The sequence below is a fragment of the Nonomuraea fuscirosea genome (assembly GCF_035917475.1).
Lineage (GTDB): Bacteria > Actinomycetota > Actinomycetes > Streptosporangiales > Streptosporangiaceae > Nonomuraea > Nonomuraea fuscirosea.
In genome coordinates this window covers 3,913,484-3,930,918 of the sequence record NZ_CP109074.1, presented here as the reverse complement: position 1 = coordinate 3,930,918, position 17,435 = coordinate 3,913,484, and the positions used below count along the sequence as shown (strand labels likewise).

The 17,435-nt window shown below is 70.3% G+C and carries 18 protein-coding genes; 9 read left to right on the top strand and 9 right to left on the bottom strand.

Translation table 11 applies throughout. From position 1 onward, the window contains the following. Positions 1 to 48: 48 nt before the first annotated feature. Positions 49 to 849: an NADPH-dependent F420 reductase gene (locus tag OIE67_RS17790; RefSeq protein WP_326641680.1), complete on the bottom strand. Its 801-nt coding sequence runs from the start codon at positions 847 to 849 to the stop codon at positions 49 to 51. A gap of 217 nt (positions 850 to 1,066) precedes the next feature. Between OIE67_RS17790 and OIE67_RS17785 the strand changes: the two genes are divergently transcribed. Together OIE67_RS17785 and OIE67_RS17780 are read left to right on the top strand one after the other, a co-directional pair. Next, a complete protein-coding gene (locus OIE67_RS17785) occupies positions 1,067 to 1,933 on the top strand; it encodes a helix-turn-helix domain-containing protein (RefSeq protein WP_326641678.1) in 867 nt (288 codons plus the stop codon). 92 nt (positions 1,934 to 2,025) lie between these two features. After that, positions 2,026 to 2,235, top strand: coding sequence for a hypothetical protein (locus OIE67_RS17780; RefSeq protein WP_326641676.1), 210 nt, complete (start codon positions 2,026 to 2,028; stop codon positions 2,233 to 2,235). Positions 2,236 to 2,609: 374 nt separating this feature from the next. Here the strand turns inward: OIE67_RS17780 and OIE67_RS17775 are convergent, their stop codons facing one another. The 5 genes from OIE67_RS17775 to OIE67_RS17755 form a co-directional block, all read right to left on the bottom strand. After that, complete coding sequence (locus OIE67_RS17775; RefSeq protein WP_326641674.1) at positions 2,610 to 3,266, bottom strand: hypothetical protein; 657 nt, start codon at positions 3,264 to 3,266, stop codon at positions 2,610 to 2,612. A gap of 5 nt (positions 3,267 to 3,271) precedes the next feature. Further along, positions 3,272 to 3,811 carry a hypothetical protein gene (locus OIE67_RS17770; RefSeq protein WP_326641672.1) on the bottom strand — a complete coding sequence of 180 codons (540 nt, stop codon included), beginning with the start codon at positions 3,809 to 3,811 and terminating at the stop codon, positions 3,272 to 3,274. A gap of 55 nt (positions 3,812 to 3,866) precedes the next feature. Next, positions 3,867 to 4,508: an ester cyclase gene (locus OIE67_RS17765; protein WP_326641670.1), complete on the bottom strand. Its 642-nt coding sequence runs from the start codon at positions 4,506 to 4,508 to the stop codon at positions 3,867 to 3,869. Positions 4,509 to 4,625: 117 nt separating this feature from the next. Further along, positions 4,626 to 5,660, bottom strand: coding sequence for an NAD(P)-dependent alcohol dehydrogenase (locus tag OIE67_RS17760; RefSeq protein WP_326641668.1), 1,035 nt, complete (start codon positions 5,658 to 5,660; stop codon positions 4,626 to 4,628). A gap of 26 nt (positions 5,661 to 5,686) precedes the next feature. Next, positions 5,687 to 5,923 carry a hypothetical protein gene (locus tag OIE67_RS17755; RefSeq protein ID WP_326641666.1) on the bottom strand — a complete coding sequence of 79 codons (237 nt, stop codon included), beginning with the start codon at positions 5,921 to 5,923 and terminating at the stop codon, positions 5,687 to 5,689. A 98-nt stretch (positions 5,924 to 6,021) separates the two neighbouring features. On the opposite strand from OIE67_RS17755, the gene OIE67_RS17750 reads away from it, so the two are divergent. After that, positions 6,022 to 8,202 (top strand): LuxR C-terminal-related transcriptional regulator, encoded by a 2,181-nt coding sequence (locus tag OIE67_RS17750; protein ID WP_326645381.1) that lies wholly within the window; start codon positions 6,022 to 6,024, stop codon positions 8,200 to 8,202. 247 nt (positions 8,203 to 8,449) lie between these two features. Here the strand turns inward: OIE67_RS17750 and OIE67_RS17745 are convergent, their stop codons facing one another. After that, positions 8,450 to 8,599: a hypothetical protein gene (locus tag OIE67_RS17745; RefSeq protein WP_326641664.1), complete on the bottom strand. Its 150-nt coding sequence runs from the start codon at positions 8,597 to 8,599 to the stop codon at positions 8,450 to 8,452. A 630-nt stretch (positions 8,600 to 9,229) separates the two neighbouring features. On the opposite strand from OIE67_RS17745, the gene OIE67_RS17740 reads away from it, so the two are divergent. The 6 genes from OIE67_RS17740 (at position 9,230) to OIE67_RS17715 (ending at position 15,501) form a co-directional block, all read left to right on the top strand. Beyond that, the gene (locus OIE67_RS17740; protein ID WP_106246865.1) at positions 9,230 to 9,436 is read left to right on the top strand and encodes a ferredoxin; all 207 of its coding nucleotides are present in this window, start codon (positions 9,230 to 9,232) and stop codon (positions 9,434 to 9,436) included. Continuing rightward, complete coding sequence (locus OIE67_RS17735) at positions 9,433 to 10,704, top strand: cytochrome P450 (RefSeq protein ID WP_326641660.1); 1,272 nt, start codon at positions 9,433 to 9,435, stop codon at positions 10,702 to 10,704. The genes OIE67_RS17740 and OIE67_RS17735 overlap by 4 nt, the downstream gene beginning before the upstream one ends. A 90-nt stretch (positions 10,705 to 10,794) precedes the next feature. Next, entirely contained in the window at positions 10,795 to 12,216 is a 1,422-nt protein-coding gene (locus tag OIE67_RS17730) for an aldehyde dehydrogenase family protein (RefSeq protein WP_326641658.1), read from the top strand. Positions 12,217 to 12,233: 17 nt separating this feature from the next. After that, complete coding sequence (locus tag OIE67_RS17725) at positions 12,234 to 13,304, top strand: Zn-dependent alcohol dehydrogenase (RefSeq protein WP_326641656.1); 1,071 nt, start codon at positions 12,234 to 12,236, stop codon at positions 13,302 to 13,304. A gap of 2 nt (positions 13,305 to 13,306) precedes the next feature. Next, positions 13,307 to 14,833, top strand: coding sequence for an MFS transporter (locus OIE67_RS17720; protein ID WP_326641654.1), 1,527 nt, complete (start codon positions 13,307 to 13,309; stop codon positions 14,831 to 14,833). After that, complete coding sequence (locus OIE67_RS17715; RefSeq protein ID WP_326641652.1) at positions 14,830 to 15,501, top strand: PHP domain-containing protein; 672 nt, start codon at positions 14,830 to 14,832, stop codon at positions 15,499 to 15,501. The genes OIE67_RS17720 and OIE67_RS17715 overlap by 4 nt, the downstream gene beginning before the upstream one ends. Here the strand turns inward: OIE67_RS17715 and OIE67_RS17710 are convergent. Together OIE67_RS17710 and OIE67_RS17705 are read right to left on the bottom strand one after the other, a co-directional pair. Beyond that, positions 15,480 to 16,133 (bottom strand): TetR/AcrR family transcriptional regulator, encoded by a 654-nt coding sequence (locus tag OIE67_RS17710; protein WP_326641650.1) that lies wholly within the window; start codon positions 16,131 to 16,133, stop codon positions 15,480 to 15,482. The genes OIE67_RS17715 and OIE67_RS17710 overlap by 22 nt on opposite strands. Continuing rightward, on the bottom strand, positions 16,130 to 17,338 hold the full coding sequence (locus OIE67_RS17705; RefSeq protein WP_326641648.1) for a cytochrome P450: 1,209 nt from the start codon (positions 17,336 to 17,338) through the stop codon (positions 16,130 to 16,132). The genes OIE67_RS17710 and OIE67_RS17705 overlap by 4 nt, the downstream gene beginning before the upstream one ends. Positions 17,339 to 17,435: the final 97 nt, after the last annotated feature.

Below are 17,435 nucleotides of genomic sequence, written 5' to 3'. Positions count from 1 at the left end.
GCCGCTCTGGACACCGCCGCCCGGACGACATGCACCTGCGGGTGCGCGCTACTTCTGGACGGTGTTGCCGCTCGCAAGCGCCAGGAAGATGGCGACGTGAGCCGGAGGCATGCTTGCAAGCGTTCCGCCGACGGGCGACGGGCGCACCGCGCGGTCGATCATCTTTCGGGCTGTCTCGGTTGTGACGGGCGGCACCGGGGCCTCGAGGTAGTGCCGCTTCTCCTCGTCCTCGGTGAGTCCGTCCGGCACTACGGGCGCGTACGGCCAGAAGTAGATCGGAGCGCCGGGCTCGATGCGCCAGCTCTCGGCGAGCGAGCCGGCGTCGACGACGTCGTAGCCGATCGACTTCAAGAACTGCGTCACGAGCCGCTTGGCGTCATCATCGTCCCCTGCTACCGGGATCGTCATCCGTTCGGCGTCGCCCTTCGGGCGGGCGTTGGAGTACATGTGGTTCCAGTCGAAGTTGTGCAGCCCCTTGATGACGATGGAGTCCTTGAGGTGGCGCTGCACGAGTTCGCTCGAGGTGAGCGCCAGGTTGTCCAGCTCGGCGTTGCGCCAGAACTCGGGGTAGTAGTTCGTCTGATCAAGGACCACCTTCCCGGCGAGCTTGTCAGCCGGCAACGCCTCGAAGCTGGCCAGGGGCAGTGGGAGCGCAATGATGTCACCCGCCGCGATCGCTTCGTCGACGGTTCCGGCGCGTGCGAGCGGTCCGAGCTCTTGGACCAGTCCCGAAATCGTCTCCGGGCCCCGCGAGTTGCTGAGGACGACGTTGTAGCCTGCGTCGACGGCCAAACGGGCGAGCGCACCGCCGACCAGGCCTGAGCCGATGATTCCGATGGTCTGTGTCATCACGAGATCTTTCTTGTGCTGGCAGCGACGTGAGCCGCTGCCGGGGATCTGTTCGGCAGAAGGGCGACGGGGCCCGTCACGAATCGCCGCACTCGGACGGCGAAGCGCCCTTCCGACGAGTCGATCCTCTGCGTGCTCGCGGGGCGGTACCAGGCGTCGTTCTCGCTATGACTGCCAGTACCACCCAGCCCCGCAGGCAGCGGCTCATACTGAAAGAATGCGTACCCGGACCGAGCTAGGTAGCGCCCTGCGCGCGTGGCGAGAGAGCATCGGCCCTGCCGACGTCGGCTTGCCGGCCGGCGGCCGCCGCCGGGTGGCTGGCCTGCGGCGTGAGGAGCTGGCGCTGATGGCCGACATCTCCTTTGACTACCTGGTGCAGCTCGAGCAGGGCCGTGCGACCAACCCCTCGCCCCCGGTGCTACGGGCCTTGGCGGAGGTGCTGCGCCTGAACGCCGTGGACCGGGAAGTGCTCTATCGTCTCGCCGGTTCGGCGGTCCCTCCCTCAGGCTCGGTGCCGAGAGAGATACCGGCCGGTGTGCAGCGCATGATCGACCGGATGAGCGACACACCGGTGGCCGTCTTCACCGCCACGTGGGATGCCGTGCAGTGGAACCCGCTGTGGGGAGAGTTGTTCGGCACGCCCACCGTGCTTGACTCCCGAGCGGGAGACCACGCACTGGCTCGAAACATGATCTGGGGACACTTCGCCGCTGAGGCGCCGGCCGGCGCCTCCGGCGTGGAGCGAGACGCTGCACACACCGATGCGTTCGAGCGCATGATGGTGTCTGATCTGCGGCGGGCTGCCGACCGATATCCGGACGACCGCGCCGTCGCAGAGCTGATCGACGGTCTGCGCACGTCGCCGCGCTTTGACGAGCTCTGGGCGCGCTACGAGACCCTGCCGCTCGAGGGCTCGCACAAGACGATCGTGCACCCGGAGCTCGGACCGATCACTGTCGACTGCGACATCCTCGCCATCGAGCGCGCTGACCTGCACATCGTCCTGAACTGGGCCGTTCCGGGCACTCGTCATGCAGCCAAGCTGGACGCCCTGCGCGAGCGGGCAGTCACCGCAGCACACTGACCGTCGAGCACCGAGCGGGATCCTGACGCACCCGCTCCGACCGTGCCCCAGCGTAGCCAACGGTCGACAACCTCGGTCCGTCGTCTTTGGCAGTGCTGAACCCGTTCCCGTCGCCGGCGTCGAACAACACCGTCTTGGCGACGGTGGCGGACGCGTTCGACGAACACTCCATCTCGACCCTGCCCTTCCCGGACGTGGACGCGGTGTGGGTGCAAGGGCGTTCAGCGCGTCGGTACGAGCGTGCGGAGTTCGTCGAGCAGTTCGATCTGGAGGCACCATGGCTCTGGCCTCCGGGGCTTTGAGATCCTCAGTGCTTGTCAGCGCGCGGCCAGGTCCAGGGCGAGCGTCGTGCCGGCCAAGGCGAGAAAGCAGATGCACTCCTCGCATTCGGGACCTGACCCGTGCCGTTCTGACATCCCCGAGCGCGCCGGACAACGGTGTCTGGACGCAGCGAAGAGGACAGTGGAAGCTGCTCCCGACCTGCACTGTCACTTCGATGGACGTCGAAATACTGGCGCTCGCGTCATCGAAGTTGACAGTAGTCGACCGAAGATCGTTCTTCTTGACCCGCGCAGGGATCAGGCGACCGTCAGATGATCAGGCTGAGCATGCCGGAGCATCCCAGCATCAAGGGGGCGGCGACCTCCAGCGCTTTCTGCGGTGGGTGCCGTGGGTGCTAAGCGAAATCTGGAATCGGGAGTGACAGAATCGGAGCGGGACTGTTCATCAGCTCCCAATCCAGGCGAACGCCGCTTTGGGCTTCGACCACAGCGAGGCAGGCTGCGACGATGTCCACTGACGCATCCGCCTCCTCGCTGTCATAGCACCTGTTGAAGAGACCGACATAGGCACTCATCGGTCCGAGAACCTCGGTCCAGGGTGTGAAAGGCCGGGAGGCCGGCTCGGGACCTTCAAGGTCACCTTCGGCTTCTCCGTAACGGACGTGCATGCTGGTGCAGCCGTTGATGTCGAAGGCCACATACCAGTGCCGGAAACCTTCGCCGCCCAGGTGGTCAGTCACCTGTCGGCGCTCGGGCACGGGGAAGACCCAATCCAGGGTGACGATGCCAGCACCGACCTGGTGAAGTGAGATGCTGCCGCGGGGATGCGGCAGGTCGTCGGGGTCCTGCAGGTCGGTAGCGGTATATCCCATGCGGCGCACGGCGTCGTCGATGGTGAGGACGCCCGAGTCGGGAATCGTCACCGTGTAGGCCATGTCCTCACCGAACTGATCGCACATGTCGGTGTAACGAGCAACAGCCTCATCCAACACGACCAGCTGGCCTTTCTCTGCGAAGGAGCATCCCCAAGACCAGCAGGCAAGAAGGCTCAAGGGGCCTACAGTATCCTGAAACCACGCGGGTGGTGGCGTACGGAGCTGAAGATCAACTGTTGGGCCCGTACTCGCTTCAAGGATGCCCGGACGGCTGAGGTGGTTTGCCAGGGTCGGGTGCCTTCGCCGGCCAGGAGCAGCGCGGCCTCGGGCAGGTCGAGGCCTTCGGCGGTTTCGGCTGGATGCAGGTGGTGGGGCGCGCCGGATTCGCAGAGGGCGAGCGGTTTGAGCAGCGCCGGGTCGACGGTTCTGATCTTAGGGTGGTTGAGGACCCGGTTGGTGACGGCGGTGGGGTGGCAGTCGTCGCAGTATTCATGCCAGAGGGTGCCGGCCCACGGGTCGTAGCGGGGTTGGTCCACGAAGTAGCGCAGAGCGTCCAGCAGGTTGCCGGTGAAGCTGAGTTCATCGATGATGAGCATCGCCGTCGCTCTCAAGACCGCGAACCACTGACCGGCACTCACCACCCGGCCCGCGATCAGCGCAGGCCGCCGGCGCATCGCCACCTCAAGCAGGAGTCGTTGCTGATCAGCAAGTTTGTGACTCACGACTGTCTGGACGCAGCGAAGATGGCAGTGGGAGCTGCTCCCGACCTGGGCACTGTCACTTCGACTCACGTCGAAATACCGGTGGTTGCGTCATCGAAGTTGGCAGTAGCCAGCCGAAGATCAACTGTCGGGAGAACATCTCAGCCCTCGAAGGGGGCGCGCGAGAGCCTGATGCCCCGGCGGAGGTGCCTCGGCGAGGTCGGGATGGCGCCGAGCTGCCGCAGCTGCGAGAAGACGTCCACGACCCCAGATCTCGGCGATCAGGCCGTCGGCGAACCGGAAGATGAAGATCTCGTTGTAGGTGACGGATCTGCCCGTCGACGCCATGCCCCCGGTACTCGCCCCGGTGGGTGCCGGTGACCGTGTTCCTGTAGACGACCTTGTCGCCCTCCGCGATCACGACCTCGATCGTGACGCGAAGGTCGGGGAAGGCGCGAAGGAGCACCGTCCGCACCTGCTTGTGCGCCTGCACCCCCGTCGCGTCGATCGGCGCCGGCGCGTGGAACAGCACATCCGGCGCGACGAGCTCGTCGATCGTCTTGGCGATCATCTCCGCGTCGCCGCTGTTGATCGCCTCGTGGAAACGGCTGAACAACGCCTGTTGCCGGTGACCTGCTCTGCTGACATGTGGCTTCTCTTCGTCCAGATGGCCGACGGTCGGCGGCGGCCGTCGCCTGTACGACGAAAGTGCGGCCACGAATGTGACACCCGTCGATGCCGCCCCGGCGGCATCGACGGGGCCACCATGAGCAGGGCGTAGCCGACGAGCCCGAGCGCCGCGACGGCCCCGGGTCTCGTTGATGACAGGACGGGCTCAGACGGTGATGACGATCTTTCCTCGCGCGTTTCCCGCGACGAGGTGGCGCATGGCCTCCGGCGCCTGCTCCAGTGCGAAGGTTCGGTCGATGCTCGGCGTCACCTTGCCCGCCTCGATGAGGTCGCCGAGCCGTTCGATGTCACTGGCACGTTCGCTGGCGATGAGACCGGTCAGCCGCTGGCCGACGAAGCGTGACAGGACCAGGGCGCGCAGTTGCCGGTCGATGCCTCCCGTCAGCCGGCCGCCGTCCTCGCCGCCGACGAAGACGGCCGTCCCGGTGGGCGCGAGCGCGCGGCGCAGCCGTGACAGGGTGGGGTTTCCCGCGATATTGATGATCACGTCGTAGCGCTGGGCGCCGTCGGCGAAGTCGTCGCGGGTGTAGTCGATGACATGGTCGGCGCCGAGCGAGCGCACCAGGTCGAGCTTGGCAGGGCCGCACACGCCGGTGACCTCCGCCCCGGAGGCCTTGGCCAGTTGCACGGCGTAGCTGCCGACCCCGCCCGACGCGCCGGTGATCAGCACCCGCTGCCCTTGCTGGACCCGGCCGACGTCGCACACGGCCCTCAACGCGGTGACCCCCGAGATCGGGGCCGCCGCGGCCTGCTCGAAGGTGGCGTTCGCCGGCTTGCGGACCAGCTTGTCCTCGCGGGCCACGGCGTATTCGGCGAACGAGCCCGGGGCGACCCCGAACACCTCGTCGCCCACGGAGAACCTGGTCACCGCCGAACCGACCGCGACGACCGTGCCGGCGACATCACGCCCGGGCACCGGATTCCTCGGTCTGCGGAATCCGAAGGCCAGGCGGATCAGATACGGCAGGCCCGCCATCACATGCCACGTGCCCCGGTCGAGCCCGGCCGCGTGCACCCGCAGGAGCACCTGGTCGCCGGTGACCTTCGGCCGGGCGATCCGCGCCAGGCGCAGGACGTTCGCCGAGCCGTAGGCGTCCTGCACGATCGCCCGCATCGTGCCGCCCGCCGTGCTGCCGCTCTGGCCGTCTGTCGCGGCGTTGCGCTGGTGAGATTCCATCATCGTTTCCCTTCGCGTGCCGGTGATCTTCACGCGCGCCGTCCCGGCCCATCAGCGCCGAGGGGCGCGATGGAGATCACTTCGATGTTGACCGAAATCAAATGGGCCAGGACGCCGTGCAGGTGTGAGCTGTCACCGATGTGGCCGACCAGGCGGGTGACGCCGTCGCCGGCATGGTCGAGGGTGAAGTCGTCGAGCAGCGGCCGCAGGAGCCTGGCACTGACCCGGCCCCGGATCACGATCTCGTAAGTGGTCGGCTGACGCATGACCCGATCATCACGGCGAGCGGCATGACGCGGCCTCACACCGCCGGCCATCTCACCCGGGTGAGATCCGGGGCGGTAGGTTCTAGAACGTGAGCACGATGGGGGAGACGAGCCTGGCGGCCACCAAGCTGCGCCCGCCCCCGCCGCCCGGTCAGCTCGTCCGCCGCTCCAGGCTCGACGACCTCCTCGACCGCGGCGTCGGCGGCCAGGCCCGCCTGGTCCTGGTGAGCGCCCCGGCAGGCTCGGGCAAGTCGACCCTGCTGGCGTCGTGGCTGGCCGGCCGGCCAGAAGCCGTCGCGTGGCTGCAGGTGGAGGAGAGCGACTCCGACCCGGTCAGGTTCTGGTCCTATCTGGCCGAAGCCATCGGGCAGGCGCACCCGATCGCCGCGAACGACCTGAAGGCGATCGTGGTCGGCTCGAACGGCGACGAGTTCGTGGTCGTGACCGCTCTGGTGAACCAGCTCGCCGCCGTCGCCGGCCCGCTCGTCGTCGTCATCGACGACTACCACCTGATCGACAACGCCGGCGTGCAGCGCGGTGTGGAACGCCTCATCGAGCTCTGCCCGCACCAGGTCACCATCGTGCTGTCCACCCGGATCGACCCGCCCTTCCGGCTCGGCCGGCTACGCGTACGCGATCAGCTGGCGGAGGTCCGGGGCGCCGACTTACGTTTCGACGCCGACGAGGCAGCCGGTCTGCTCGGTTCGCCCGCGCTCGACCGGGCTCTTCTCGATCAGCTCTGTGGCCGGACCGAGGGCTGGGCCGCCGGACTCGTGCTCGCGGGCCTGTCGCTCGAACGGGCCGCCGACCCCGGCGGGTTCATCGAAGCGTTCCGGGGCGACGATCAGTTCGTGGTCGACTATCTCCGCGACGAGTTCCTGGCCACGGTCGGCGCCGACGATCGGCGGCGCCTGCTGGAGACGTCGATACTCGACCAGTTCAACGGCGCCCTCGTCGATGCCGTCACCGACGCGTCCGGGGGGGCGGCCTGGCTCAACGACACCGCGAGCGCCAACCAGCTCCTGATCGGTCTCGACCGCACCCGCACCTGGTTCCGCTACCACCACCTCTTTCGCGATCTGCTGCGGCTCGAAGCGCACCAGGCCTTCCCTGAGCGCGTCCCCGGCCTCCACGCCCGCGCCGCGGCGTGGTTCGAAGCCCAGGGCGATCACGGTCAGGCGATCGTCCATCGGCTCGCCTGCGGTGACCTCCACAAGGCCGGCCGGCTGCTGCTCGTGCACGGACCGCGGCTGATCGCCGACGGCCAGACGGAGACCCTGCGGGGGTTGCTCGACCGGCTCGGCGAGGTGGCGAAGACCCTGACGTGGTGCGCTCTGATGTACGGCTGGTGCGAATACATCAGCGGTCGTTACGCGCGCGCCGAGGAGTGGCTCGGCATCATGCTCGACGCGGCGCCCGAGGGCTTCGACCAGACCCCGTCGATCTCGCTGCGCGTGAACATCCAGCTCGCCCGGGGTGACGTCGCCGCCGCGCTCGGCACCGCCCGGCAGGTGAGCGCGTCCCTGATGGCGTACTCAAGCGATCTCACGACCGCGGCCGGCGCGGCCTACGCGTGGGCGGGGCAGGCCGGCGAAGCCAGGCGGGCCCTGCGGCTCGCGGCCGAGATGGCCGCCGCCGACGAGATCAGGACGGCGCAGGTCCTGGCCCTGGTGTACCTGGCCGTGGTGGAGTTCGACGACGGCCACGCGGTGAGCGCTCAGAGCGCCGCGTGCACGGCGGTGGACACGGCGCGGCGGTTCGGGCTGGCCTCCTATCACGGAATCGCGCCCGCCTACGCGATCCGAGCCAGAACCGGCGAAGACCCGGCGCGCGCTCACGCGGACGCGACGCACGCACTGAGCCTGGCCAGACGGGCCTCCACCGATCTTGCCCTGGGCTTCGTCCTGACGGCCTGCGGCGACACGCTCATCGGCTTGGGCGATCCGGCCGGAGAGCCGCTCCTGGCCGAGGCCCGGGCCGTCTTCGCCCGCTGCCCCGACCCCGGCATCGCCGGTCGCTACCTGGCGCGTACGCGATCCCGCCATGGCGTCGCCGAGGCGCGGGCCGGTCGCGTGGCCGTGCTCGCCGAGCAACTGACCGAGCGGGAGCTGGCCGTGCTGCGGTATCTGCCGGCGAACCTGTCGCAACGCGACATCGCGTCGGAGCTGTACGTGACGCTCAACACCGTGAAGACCCATTGCCGGGCGATCTACCGCAAGCTCGGCGTCGGCGACCGCAGAGCCGCCGTCCAGGCCGCACGCGACCTGCACCTGCTGTAGACCGTCACCCCTCCGCTCGATCAAGGTTCTCCCCGCTGCTCACGGCCGCCGCCCTGCCCCTGACAGACACCAGATGTCTGGACGCAGCGAAGATGACAGTGAGACCTGCGGCCGACCTCGGCGCTGTCACTTCGACGTGGGTCAAAATATGAGCGCTCGCGTCATCCGCGTTGGCAGTAGCCGGTCGAAGATCACATGTCATACTTCGGGTTGGATTGGGCGCAGGCTATGGCGTCGGGGTCCAAGCTCAGCTCACACTGCGCCAGTAGGCAAGTTGGTGGCTCGTGCTTTTGACCACATGCGGTGTGGATGCATCCTGCGGCCAGATCCGCAGCAGATAGCGGTCAATGACCACGTCCATCGAGCTGTTCACCTCCGCGCCCTCGTCCATGTTCACGGCGTGGTAGCGCAGCCGATACCACCCCGGACCCGAGGGCAGATCCGGTAGATCGTGGACTCGTTCGCCCGCCCACTCGCATAGCCCTCTCTGCCAGGCGGACTGAGTCCTTTCCCCCACGCGGACACCTGTCAGATCCACAGCCGAGCCGTCGAACACCTCCAGGTGCATCCCACGCACGACCTCCGAGCTCACGCCTGTGGCAGCCTCGATCGCCCTACGCGTCTCCGGCGTCGTGACGATGCCGTACGCCAGTGAACGGACGTCACCTCCCGCGTATATCGAGCCCTAACGCCTCGACAATCGTCCACGCCGGACATCCGTTCCGCAGGGCCATCCGATCTACCCACGACGCGAACGACTCGCCGGACGCCGGTGCCACCACCAACGCCAGCCGACGGGGCCATACCGTCCTCATTTCCCTGGCCGACCCCCTGCTGTACACGCGCCTACTGACATCTCCGATGGGCCTACTGCCAGGTCCACTGACATCCCTGGTGCCGTACTGACATCTGCAAGGCCGTCAGACAACAACGGTCCTGATGAAACCCCGTGGGCTTGACGGGACAAATGAACGCTTTTTTAATTCGCTCAACGACGTGTCCCACCACAGACGGGAAACGAGAGCCCATGAAGGTACAGATCGACCCCGGACGTTGTCATGGTCACGGGCGCTGCTACGACCTCGCGCCCGGCCTGTTCGGCGAGGACGACGAGGGCTACGGCACCGTGCTCGGCGGTGGCGAAGTGCCGCCTGAGCAGGAGGAGGGTGCGCGCCTGGCCTCGTCCAACTGCCCGGAACGCGCGATCGAGGTGCTGGACGGAGCGCTGCGATGACGGCCGGCGAGCGCTTCGGCGAGGAACTGGAGGAACAGCGCAAGAGCCGCCCGATCGGCACCGTCACCGAGATCGTCACCGACCCGGTCGCCGACTGGGCGACCGATTTCTCCCATGTCGATCCCGTATGGGCGGCCGATCCTTATCCGATCCAGGACGACCTCCGGCAGCGCTGCCCGATCGCGCACACCGAGCGGTTCGGCGGGGTGTGGCTGCCCACCACGTACGAGGACGTCGCCGCGGTCGCGTACGACACCGAGCGCTTCACCTCCCGGGCCATCATCGTGAGCAACGTGCGCCCGCCGAAGGACTTGGCCCCGGTGGGAGCCGTGCCGCCGATCTCCTCCGATCCGCCCTTCCACCACGACGCCAGGAAGCTGCTGCTGCCGGCGTTCACCAAGTCGGCGGTGGCCAAGCGGGAGGAGGCGACCAGGGCGTTCTGCCACGCGCTGATCGACCAGATGGAGGGCCGGGAGGTGGTGGACGCCGCCCGCGAGTACGCCCAGCACATCCCCATGCGGGTGATCTCCGACATGCTCGGCTTCCCGCCGGAGGACGGCCCGCGCTTCGCCAGGTTCGTCGAGATCGCGCTGGAGAGCATCAACAAGCCGCAGGACGAGCGGCTGCAGGGCTTCGACCAGCTCACGGACTACCTGGTGGCGCAGATTCAGGACCACGTCGCCAACCCGCGCGACGACCTGACGACGTACCTCATCAACGCCGAGCTGTACGGCCGCAAGCTGGAGCCCCTGCACGTCGTCGGCACGATGACACTGCTGCTCATCGCGGGGATCGACACGACGTGGAGCGCGATCGGCGCGTCCCTGTGGCATCTGGCCAAGACGCCGGCCGACCGCGAACGGCTCGTGGCGGAGCCGGGGCTGCTGCCGACCGCGATGGAGGAGTTCCTGCGCGCCTACGCGCCGGTCACCATGGCCCGCCTGGTCAGGGAGGACATGACCTGGAACGGCGTGGACATGAAGGAGGACGACTGGGTCCTGCTCTCCTTCCCCGCCGCCAACCGCGACCCGGCCCAGTTCGACCGGGCCGGCGAGGTGGTCATCGACCGGGAGGTGAACCGGCACGCCGCCTTCGGGCTGGGCATCCACCGCTGTGTGGGCTCCCACCTGGCCCGGATGGAGCTGCGGGTGGCGCTGGAGGTGTGGCTGGAACGGGTTCCGGTGTTCGAGCTGGCCGATCCGGCGTCGGTGACGTGGGCCGCCAGCCAGGTGCGCGGGCCTCGGGCGCTCCCCCTGCGCATCGGCTGACCCGGCGGGCATGGCCCACGCCCTGGACGGCGGGATGGAGTGAATCTAGAATCGAAATCTAGAATTAAGCTCTCATACCTGAGGTGGGCCATGCCACATCGGATCTACGTTGACGGCGAGTGGGTTCCGGCCGGCGGCGGCACGGCGATACCGGTGGTGAACCCCGCCACCGAGGAGGCCTTCGCGGAGGTGCCGCGCGGCGACGCCAAGGACGTGGCCAGAGCCGTGGAGGCGGCGGCCGCCGCGCTGCCCGCGTGGTCGGCCCGGCCCGCCGCCGAGCGCGCGGCGCTGTGCGCGGCCGTGGCGGACGCGCTGCGGGACCGCACGGACGAGCTGACCGAGATGATCGTGGACGAGCTGGGCATGCCGCTCCGGCTGGCCCGGCCCATCCAGGTGGGCGCGCCGGTCCGCACGTTCGCCTCCATGCCGGACATCGCGGCCGGGCTGGAGTTCGAGGAGCGGCTCGGCGACTCGGTGGTCTACCGGGACCCGATCGGCGTGGTCGGCGCGATCACGCCGTGGAACTATCCGCTGCACCAGATCGCGGCCAAGGTCGCCCCCGCGCTCACCGCGGGCTGCACGGTGGTGCTCAAGCCGAGCGAGGTGACGCCGCTCAACGCGTTCGTGCTGGCCGACGTGATGCACGAGGCGGGGTTCCCGCCGGGCGTGTTCAACCTGGTCTCGGGCACGGGGCCGGAGGCCGGGGAGGCGCTGGCCGGGCATCCGCTGGTGGACATGATCTCCTTCACCGGCTCCACCCGCGCCGGGCGGCGGGTCGCCGAGCTGGCCGCCGCCGGGGTGAAGCGCACCGCCCTGGAGCTGGGCGGCAAGTCGCCGAACGTGCTGCTCGACGACCTCGACGACGCCGCCTTCGAGGACGCGGTACGCAAGGGCGTCGGCGCCTGCTATCTCAACTCGGGCCAGACCTGTTCGGCGCTGACCCGGCTGCTGGTCCCGCGTGAGCGACTGGCCCAGGCCGAGCTGATCGCGGCCGAGGAGGCGCGGACGTACACGACGGGCGATCCCCGCGACCCGGCCACGCGGCTCGGGCCGCTGGTGTCGGCGGTGCAGCGGGAGCGCGTACGCGATCATCTGCGGGCGGCGGCCGCGGCCGGCGCGACGGTCGTGACCGGCGGGCCGGACGCCCCCGACGGGCTGGAGCGCGGCTACTACGTGCGGCCGACCGTGCTGAGCGGCGTCACGCCCGAGTCGCGGATCGCCCAGGAGGAGATCTTCGGGCCGGTCCTGGTCGTGCTGCCCTACGACGGGGAGGACGACGCGGTCCGGATCGCCGACGGGACCGCGTACGGGCTGGCGGCCGGCGTGCGCTCCGCCGACCCGGAGCGCGCCCGCCGGGTGGCCAGGCGCCTGCGGGCCGGGCAGATCCGGATCAACGACGGCGCGCACAACGGCCTGGCCCCCTTCGGCGGCTTCAAGCAGTCGGGATACGGCCGCGAGTACGGCCGCTTCGGGCTGGAGGAGTTCCTCACCACCACGTCCGTGCAGTTCTGAATCCCGGGGGAGATCACATGCGAGGCGTCGTCCTGCGCGAGGCGGGCAAACCGGTCGAGGTCAGCGACGAGCTGACGCTGCGGCCGCCGGGGCCCGGGGAGGTGCGGGTACGGCTGCGGGCGGCCGGCGTCTGTCACTCCGACCTGTCCATGTGCGAGGGCAGGCTGCCCGCGCGCCTGCCCCTCGTGCCCGGCCACGAGGGCGCGGGCGAGGTGGTCGAACTCGGGCCGGGCGTGACGGGCCCGCCGGTCGGCACCCATGTGATCCTGTCCTGGATCCCGCCCTGCGGCGCCTGCCACCTGTGCCTGGGCGGCCAGCCGAACCTGTGCGTCAGCGTCCGCCCCTCCGGGCCGCCCGCGCTGCGGCTCGGCGCCGAGCCCGCGCACGCGGCGCTCGGCGTGGGCTGCTTCGCCGAGGAGTGCGTGGTCGACGCGCGCGCGGCGATCCCGATCCCGGACGACGTGCCGTTCGACGTGGCGGCGGTGGTCGGCTGCGCGGTGCTCACCGGCGTGGGCGCCGTGGTCAACACCGCCCGGGTCCGGCCCGGCTCGTCGGTCCTGGTGATCGGCTGCGGCGGCGTCGGGATCAACGTGCTGCAGGGCGCCGCCCTGGCCGCGGCCGCCCCCGTGCTGGCCGTGGACCGCGTGCCGGAGAAGCTGGAGGTGGCGCGCGGGTTCGGCGCCACGCACACGGCCACGCCGGACGAACTGGACGAGGTGGCCGAGGAGCTGACCGAGGGGCGGGGGTTCGACTACGCCTTCGAGGTCGTGGGCCGTTCGCAGACCATCAGGCAGGCGTGGCGGGCCACCCGCCGCGGCGGCACCACCGTCGTGGTCGGCGCCGGCAGCGCCGACGACATGGTGTCGTTCAGCGCCGCCGAACTGTTCGCCACCGAGCGGCGGCTGCTCGGCTGCCTGTACGGCTCCGGCGACGTGCGCACGGACTTCGGGCGGCTGCTGCGGCTGTGGCGGGCCGGGCGGCTCGACCTGGACGGGCTGATCAGCAGGCGCATCACGCTGGACGACGTGGGCGAGGCGTTCACGGCCATGGGATCGGGCGACGTGATCCGCTCCCTGGTCACGTTCTGACGATGCCACGGCCCACGCCCGCACCGACCTCGGGGGCCCGCCCCAGCCCTCCCGCCGAGCAGGACGAGCGGGCGCGGCTGCGGTACGCGTGGCGGGTGCTGTCGGTGGTCGGCCTGGCCAGCATCGTCACCGCTCTCGGCAGTAGCTCGCTGAACGTGGCGCTGCCCGAGGTCGTGCGGCACTTCGATTCGAGCGCCGCCGCCGCGAGCTGGATCCTGCTGTCGTTCATGCTGGCCAATACCGTGCTCATGGTGGTGTTCGGCCGGCTGGCGGACATGTTCGGCCGGCGTTCGCTGTATCTGTGGGGCCTGGCCGTCTACACCGGCGCCAGCCTGCTGCTGGGCTTCGCGCCGACCGACTGGTACGTCGTCGGGCTGCGGGTGGTGCAGGCGGCCGGCGGCGCGATGTTGCTGACCAACAGCGCCGCACTGCTCACCGACGCCTTCCCGCGCCGTCACCTCGGCCGCGGCATGGGGATCTACATCGCCTCCTTCTCGGTCGCCCAGCTCGCGGGGCCCACTCTGGGCGGGTTCCTGACGCACCGGTTCGGCTGGGAATGGGTGTTCTGGTACAACGTGCCTCTCGGCGTGCTCTGCCTGATCTGGGGCGCGGTCACACTGCGCCGCACCGAGGACGCCACCGGGGAGCGCGGCATCGACGTGCCGGGCAACCTGCTGGTGCTGGTGTCGCTGGGCGGGCTGCTGTTCGGGCTGTCGCAGGCGGCCGACCTCGGCTGGACGGATCCGGTGGTGCTGGGCGGGATCGTGCTGTTCGCCGTGCTCGTCCCGGTGTTCGTGCTGGTCGAGCGGCGCAGCCGCCATCCGGTGGTGGACGTGCGGCTGTTCGCCGACCGGGTGTTCGCGCTCGACCTGCTGGCCTCGTTCCTCAGCACGGTGGGCCGGATGGCGGTCGTGCTGCTGATCGCGCTGTTCTACCAGGCGGTGCACGGCGAGGATCCGGTGTCGGCCGGGCTGAAGGTGCTGCCGCTGTCCGTCGCGATGACGGTCGCCTCGATGTGCGCGGGGCCGCTGCACGGGTGGCTGGGCGCGCGGGTGACGGCCCTGCTCGGGAACGTCGTCGGCACGGCCGGGCTCGTGGTGCTGCTGTCGTTCGTCTCGGCCGACGCCGGGTACGCGGTGATCTGCCTGGGGATGGTGCTGGTCGGGGCCGGGGCGGGGATGTTCATGCCCGCCACCGCCACCTCCCTGCTGGACCGGCTGCCCGCGCACCGGGTCGGCATCGTCAACGCGATGCGGCTCATGGTGCAGAACACCGGCGTCGTGGTCAGCACGGCGCTGGCCCTGTCGCTCGTGACCGGCCCGCTGCCGGCCGCCCTGCGGCCCGCGGTCTTCGCCGGCACCCTGTCGCACGTCTCCCCCGGCGATGTGGCCCACCTCGTCACCGGCTACCGGATCGCGCTGGGGGTGCTGACCTCCGTCTCCGTGCTCGCCGTGCTCGCCTCCCTGTTCAGCCGCCGGACCGGCCGACAGCCCGAACCGGTGCGGCCGATCGGCGGGCCCACCTCGTGATCCTTCCTCCTGACACCTCGCGGGACGTGCGCCCCGGCTGGGTGCGGGTCGACTGTCACGTGCACACCGTCACGTCCGGCGACGCCGTCACCACGATCGCCCAGCTCGCCGAGCGGGTCGCGGCCCACCGGATCGACGTCGTGTGCCTCACCGAGCACAACCAGCTCGCGGGGACGGCGGAGCGGCTGTCCGGGGAGATCGGGGCCCGGGTGGTGCCCGGTGAGGAGATCCGCACCGGCTCGGGCGAGCTGATCGGGCTGTTCCTGACCGAGCGGGTCCCGTACGTGCTGGCGGCCCGCGAGGTGGTACGGCGGATCCGCGCGCAGGGCGGGATCGTGTGCGCGCCGCACCCGTACGACCCGCAGCGGTCGGGCGTCGGGGCCGAGCTGGGCGAGCTGTGCGCGGCCGGGCTGATCGACGCGGTCGAGGTGTTCAACGCCAAGGTCGCCGACCAGGAGCACAACCGGGCCGCGCGGCGGACGGCGCTGGCGTACGGGCTGCCCGGCACGGTGGGCTCGGACGCGCACGACCCGGACGGGATCGGGGCGGCGTACCTGGAGATGCCCGACTTCGACGGACCGGACTCCTTCCTGACGGCCCTGCGCGAGGCGGTGCGGCACGGCGAATACCGCCCGCACGCGCCCCGCTACCCGCGAGGTCCGTCCTGAGCGGTGCCGCCCAAGGTGCCGAGGGCCATGGTGAGGCCGGTGACGGCCGTGACCAGGTCCGCGCCGAGCCGCCGCCACGCCGCCGCGGCGACCGGGGCGGGCGGTTGCTCCCGGGCCAGCTCCGTCTCCAGCTCGGCCGACATGTGCACGATGAGCTGCCGGGTCATGTCCTTCGACCGGGCGCTGCCCGGGTGACCGGCGTCGTGCAGGCGGCGCAGCGAGGCCGTGTTCAGATGCGCCCGCACGGCGTACTCGCGCAGCGCCGGCTCGACCGTGACCTGCGCGAGGAAGCGGCCGTACCAGGAGGGGGTGCCCAGCTCGATGTGGTGCTCGATGCGGGGCAGCACGATGTGGCCGACCCGGTCGCGCGGCCCCGGCTCGCCCCGGCGCGCCGCCAGGGCGAGCCGGTGCCGCTCGATCGCCTCGGCGTGCTCGGCCAGGATCGCCTTGATCAGGTCGTCGCGGCCGGAGAAGTGGTACTGCACCGCCGACTTGTTCCGCTGCCCCGCGGCCTCCCCGATCTGGCGCAGGGAGACCTCGGCCAGGCCGTGGGTGGCGTACAGGCGCTCGGCCGTACGCATGATCACGTGTCTGGCCAGGGCGGAGCGGGCCGACGCCGGCGCGGAGGTCACCAGGTGACCCACACGTCCTCGAGCCCGCCGGACAGCAGCCCCTTGCGTAGCCGCAGGTCCTCCACGCCGTCGCGCAGCCGCAGCGTGGGCAGCCTGCGGACGAGCGTGCCGAGCACCACCTGCAGCTCCAGGCGGGCCAGCGGCTGGCCGAGGCAGTAGTGGGCGCCCGCGCCGAAGCTCAGGTGCTGGGCGGCGTTGGCCCGGCGCGGGTCGAACCGCTCGGGCTCGTCGAATCTGCGCGGGTCGCGGTTGGCGGCCGGGCGGCACGGGATGACGGTCGCTCCGGCCGGCACCACGGATCCGTCCAGGTCGGCGTCCTCGGTGGCGACGCGGGGGAAGCCGATGACGCTGAGCGTGGTGTCCAGCCGCAGGACCTCCTCCACGGTGCCCTGGATCAGCTCCGGGTCGTCGATGACCGCCTGGTAGCGCTCGCGCTCCGACAGGAGCATCGCCGCCATGATGGCGATCATGTTGGAGGTGGTCTCGTGGCCGGCCAGCAGCAGCGCGCGTACCGTGGCGATGAGCTCCTGGTGGCTGAGCCGCCCGTCCTCGCTGTCGGAGATCTGGGTGAGCTCGCTGAGCAGGTCGTCGCCCGGGTCGGCGCGCCGTTCGTCGACGAGGGCGGAGACGTAGGCGTCGAACTCCCGGTAGGCCTCCTCCACCTCCGCCTGGCTGTAGCGGGTCAGCGTGAGCATGACCTGCGACCAGCGGGCGAACTTGTCCTGGTCCGCGCTCGGCGCGCCGACCAGCGCGCAGATGACCCGTACCGGCAGGGGCAGCCCGAGCCCGGCCGACAGGTTGGCCGGGGAGCCCCACTTGACCAGCTCGTCCACGAGTTCGTCGGCCATGGCCTGCACACGGGGCCGCCAGGCCTCCATCCGCTTGATGGTGAAGGAGCGGCTCAGCAGCCGCCGCCAGCGCATGTGCCCCTCCCCCTCCCGCATGTCCGTGCCCTCGCCGGCCCGGGCGAAGATGCCGCCGTCCTTCGTGGTGGACACGCGCGCGGCGTCGCCGCCGCCGCGGCGGAAGCGCGAGTCGGTGAGCACGGTACGCACGTCGTCGTAGCGGGTGAGCAGCCGGGCGGTGTCGCCGCTGGGCAGCCGCACGTGCGCCACGGGGCAGCCGGCCTGCAGCTCGGCCCACTCCTGCGGCGGCTCCAGGGTGGCGGATCGGTCGAACGGGTAGTTCGGCAGGCTGTCGCTCATCGGCCCCTCCATCGTTGACATTCCGATCAACTTTAAGGCGATCGCCTTAGTTAAACCAGGGCCCCGGTGGATTCCACCTGCCCGAAGCAGGCAGGCG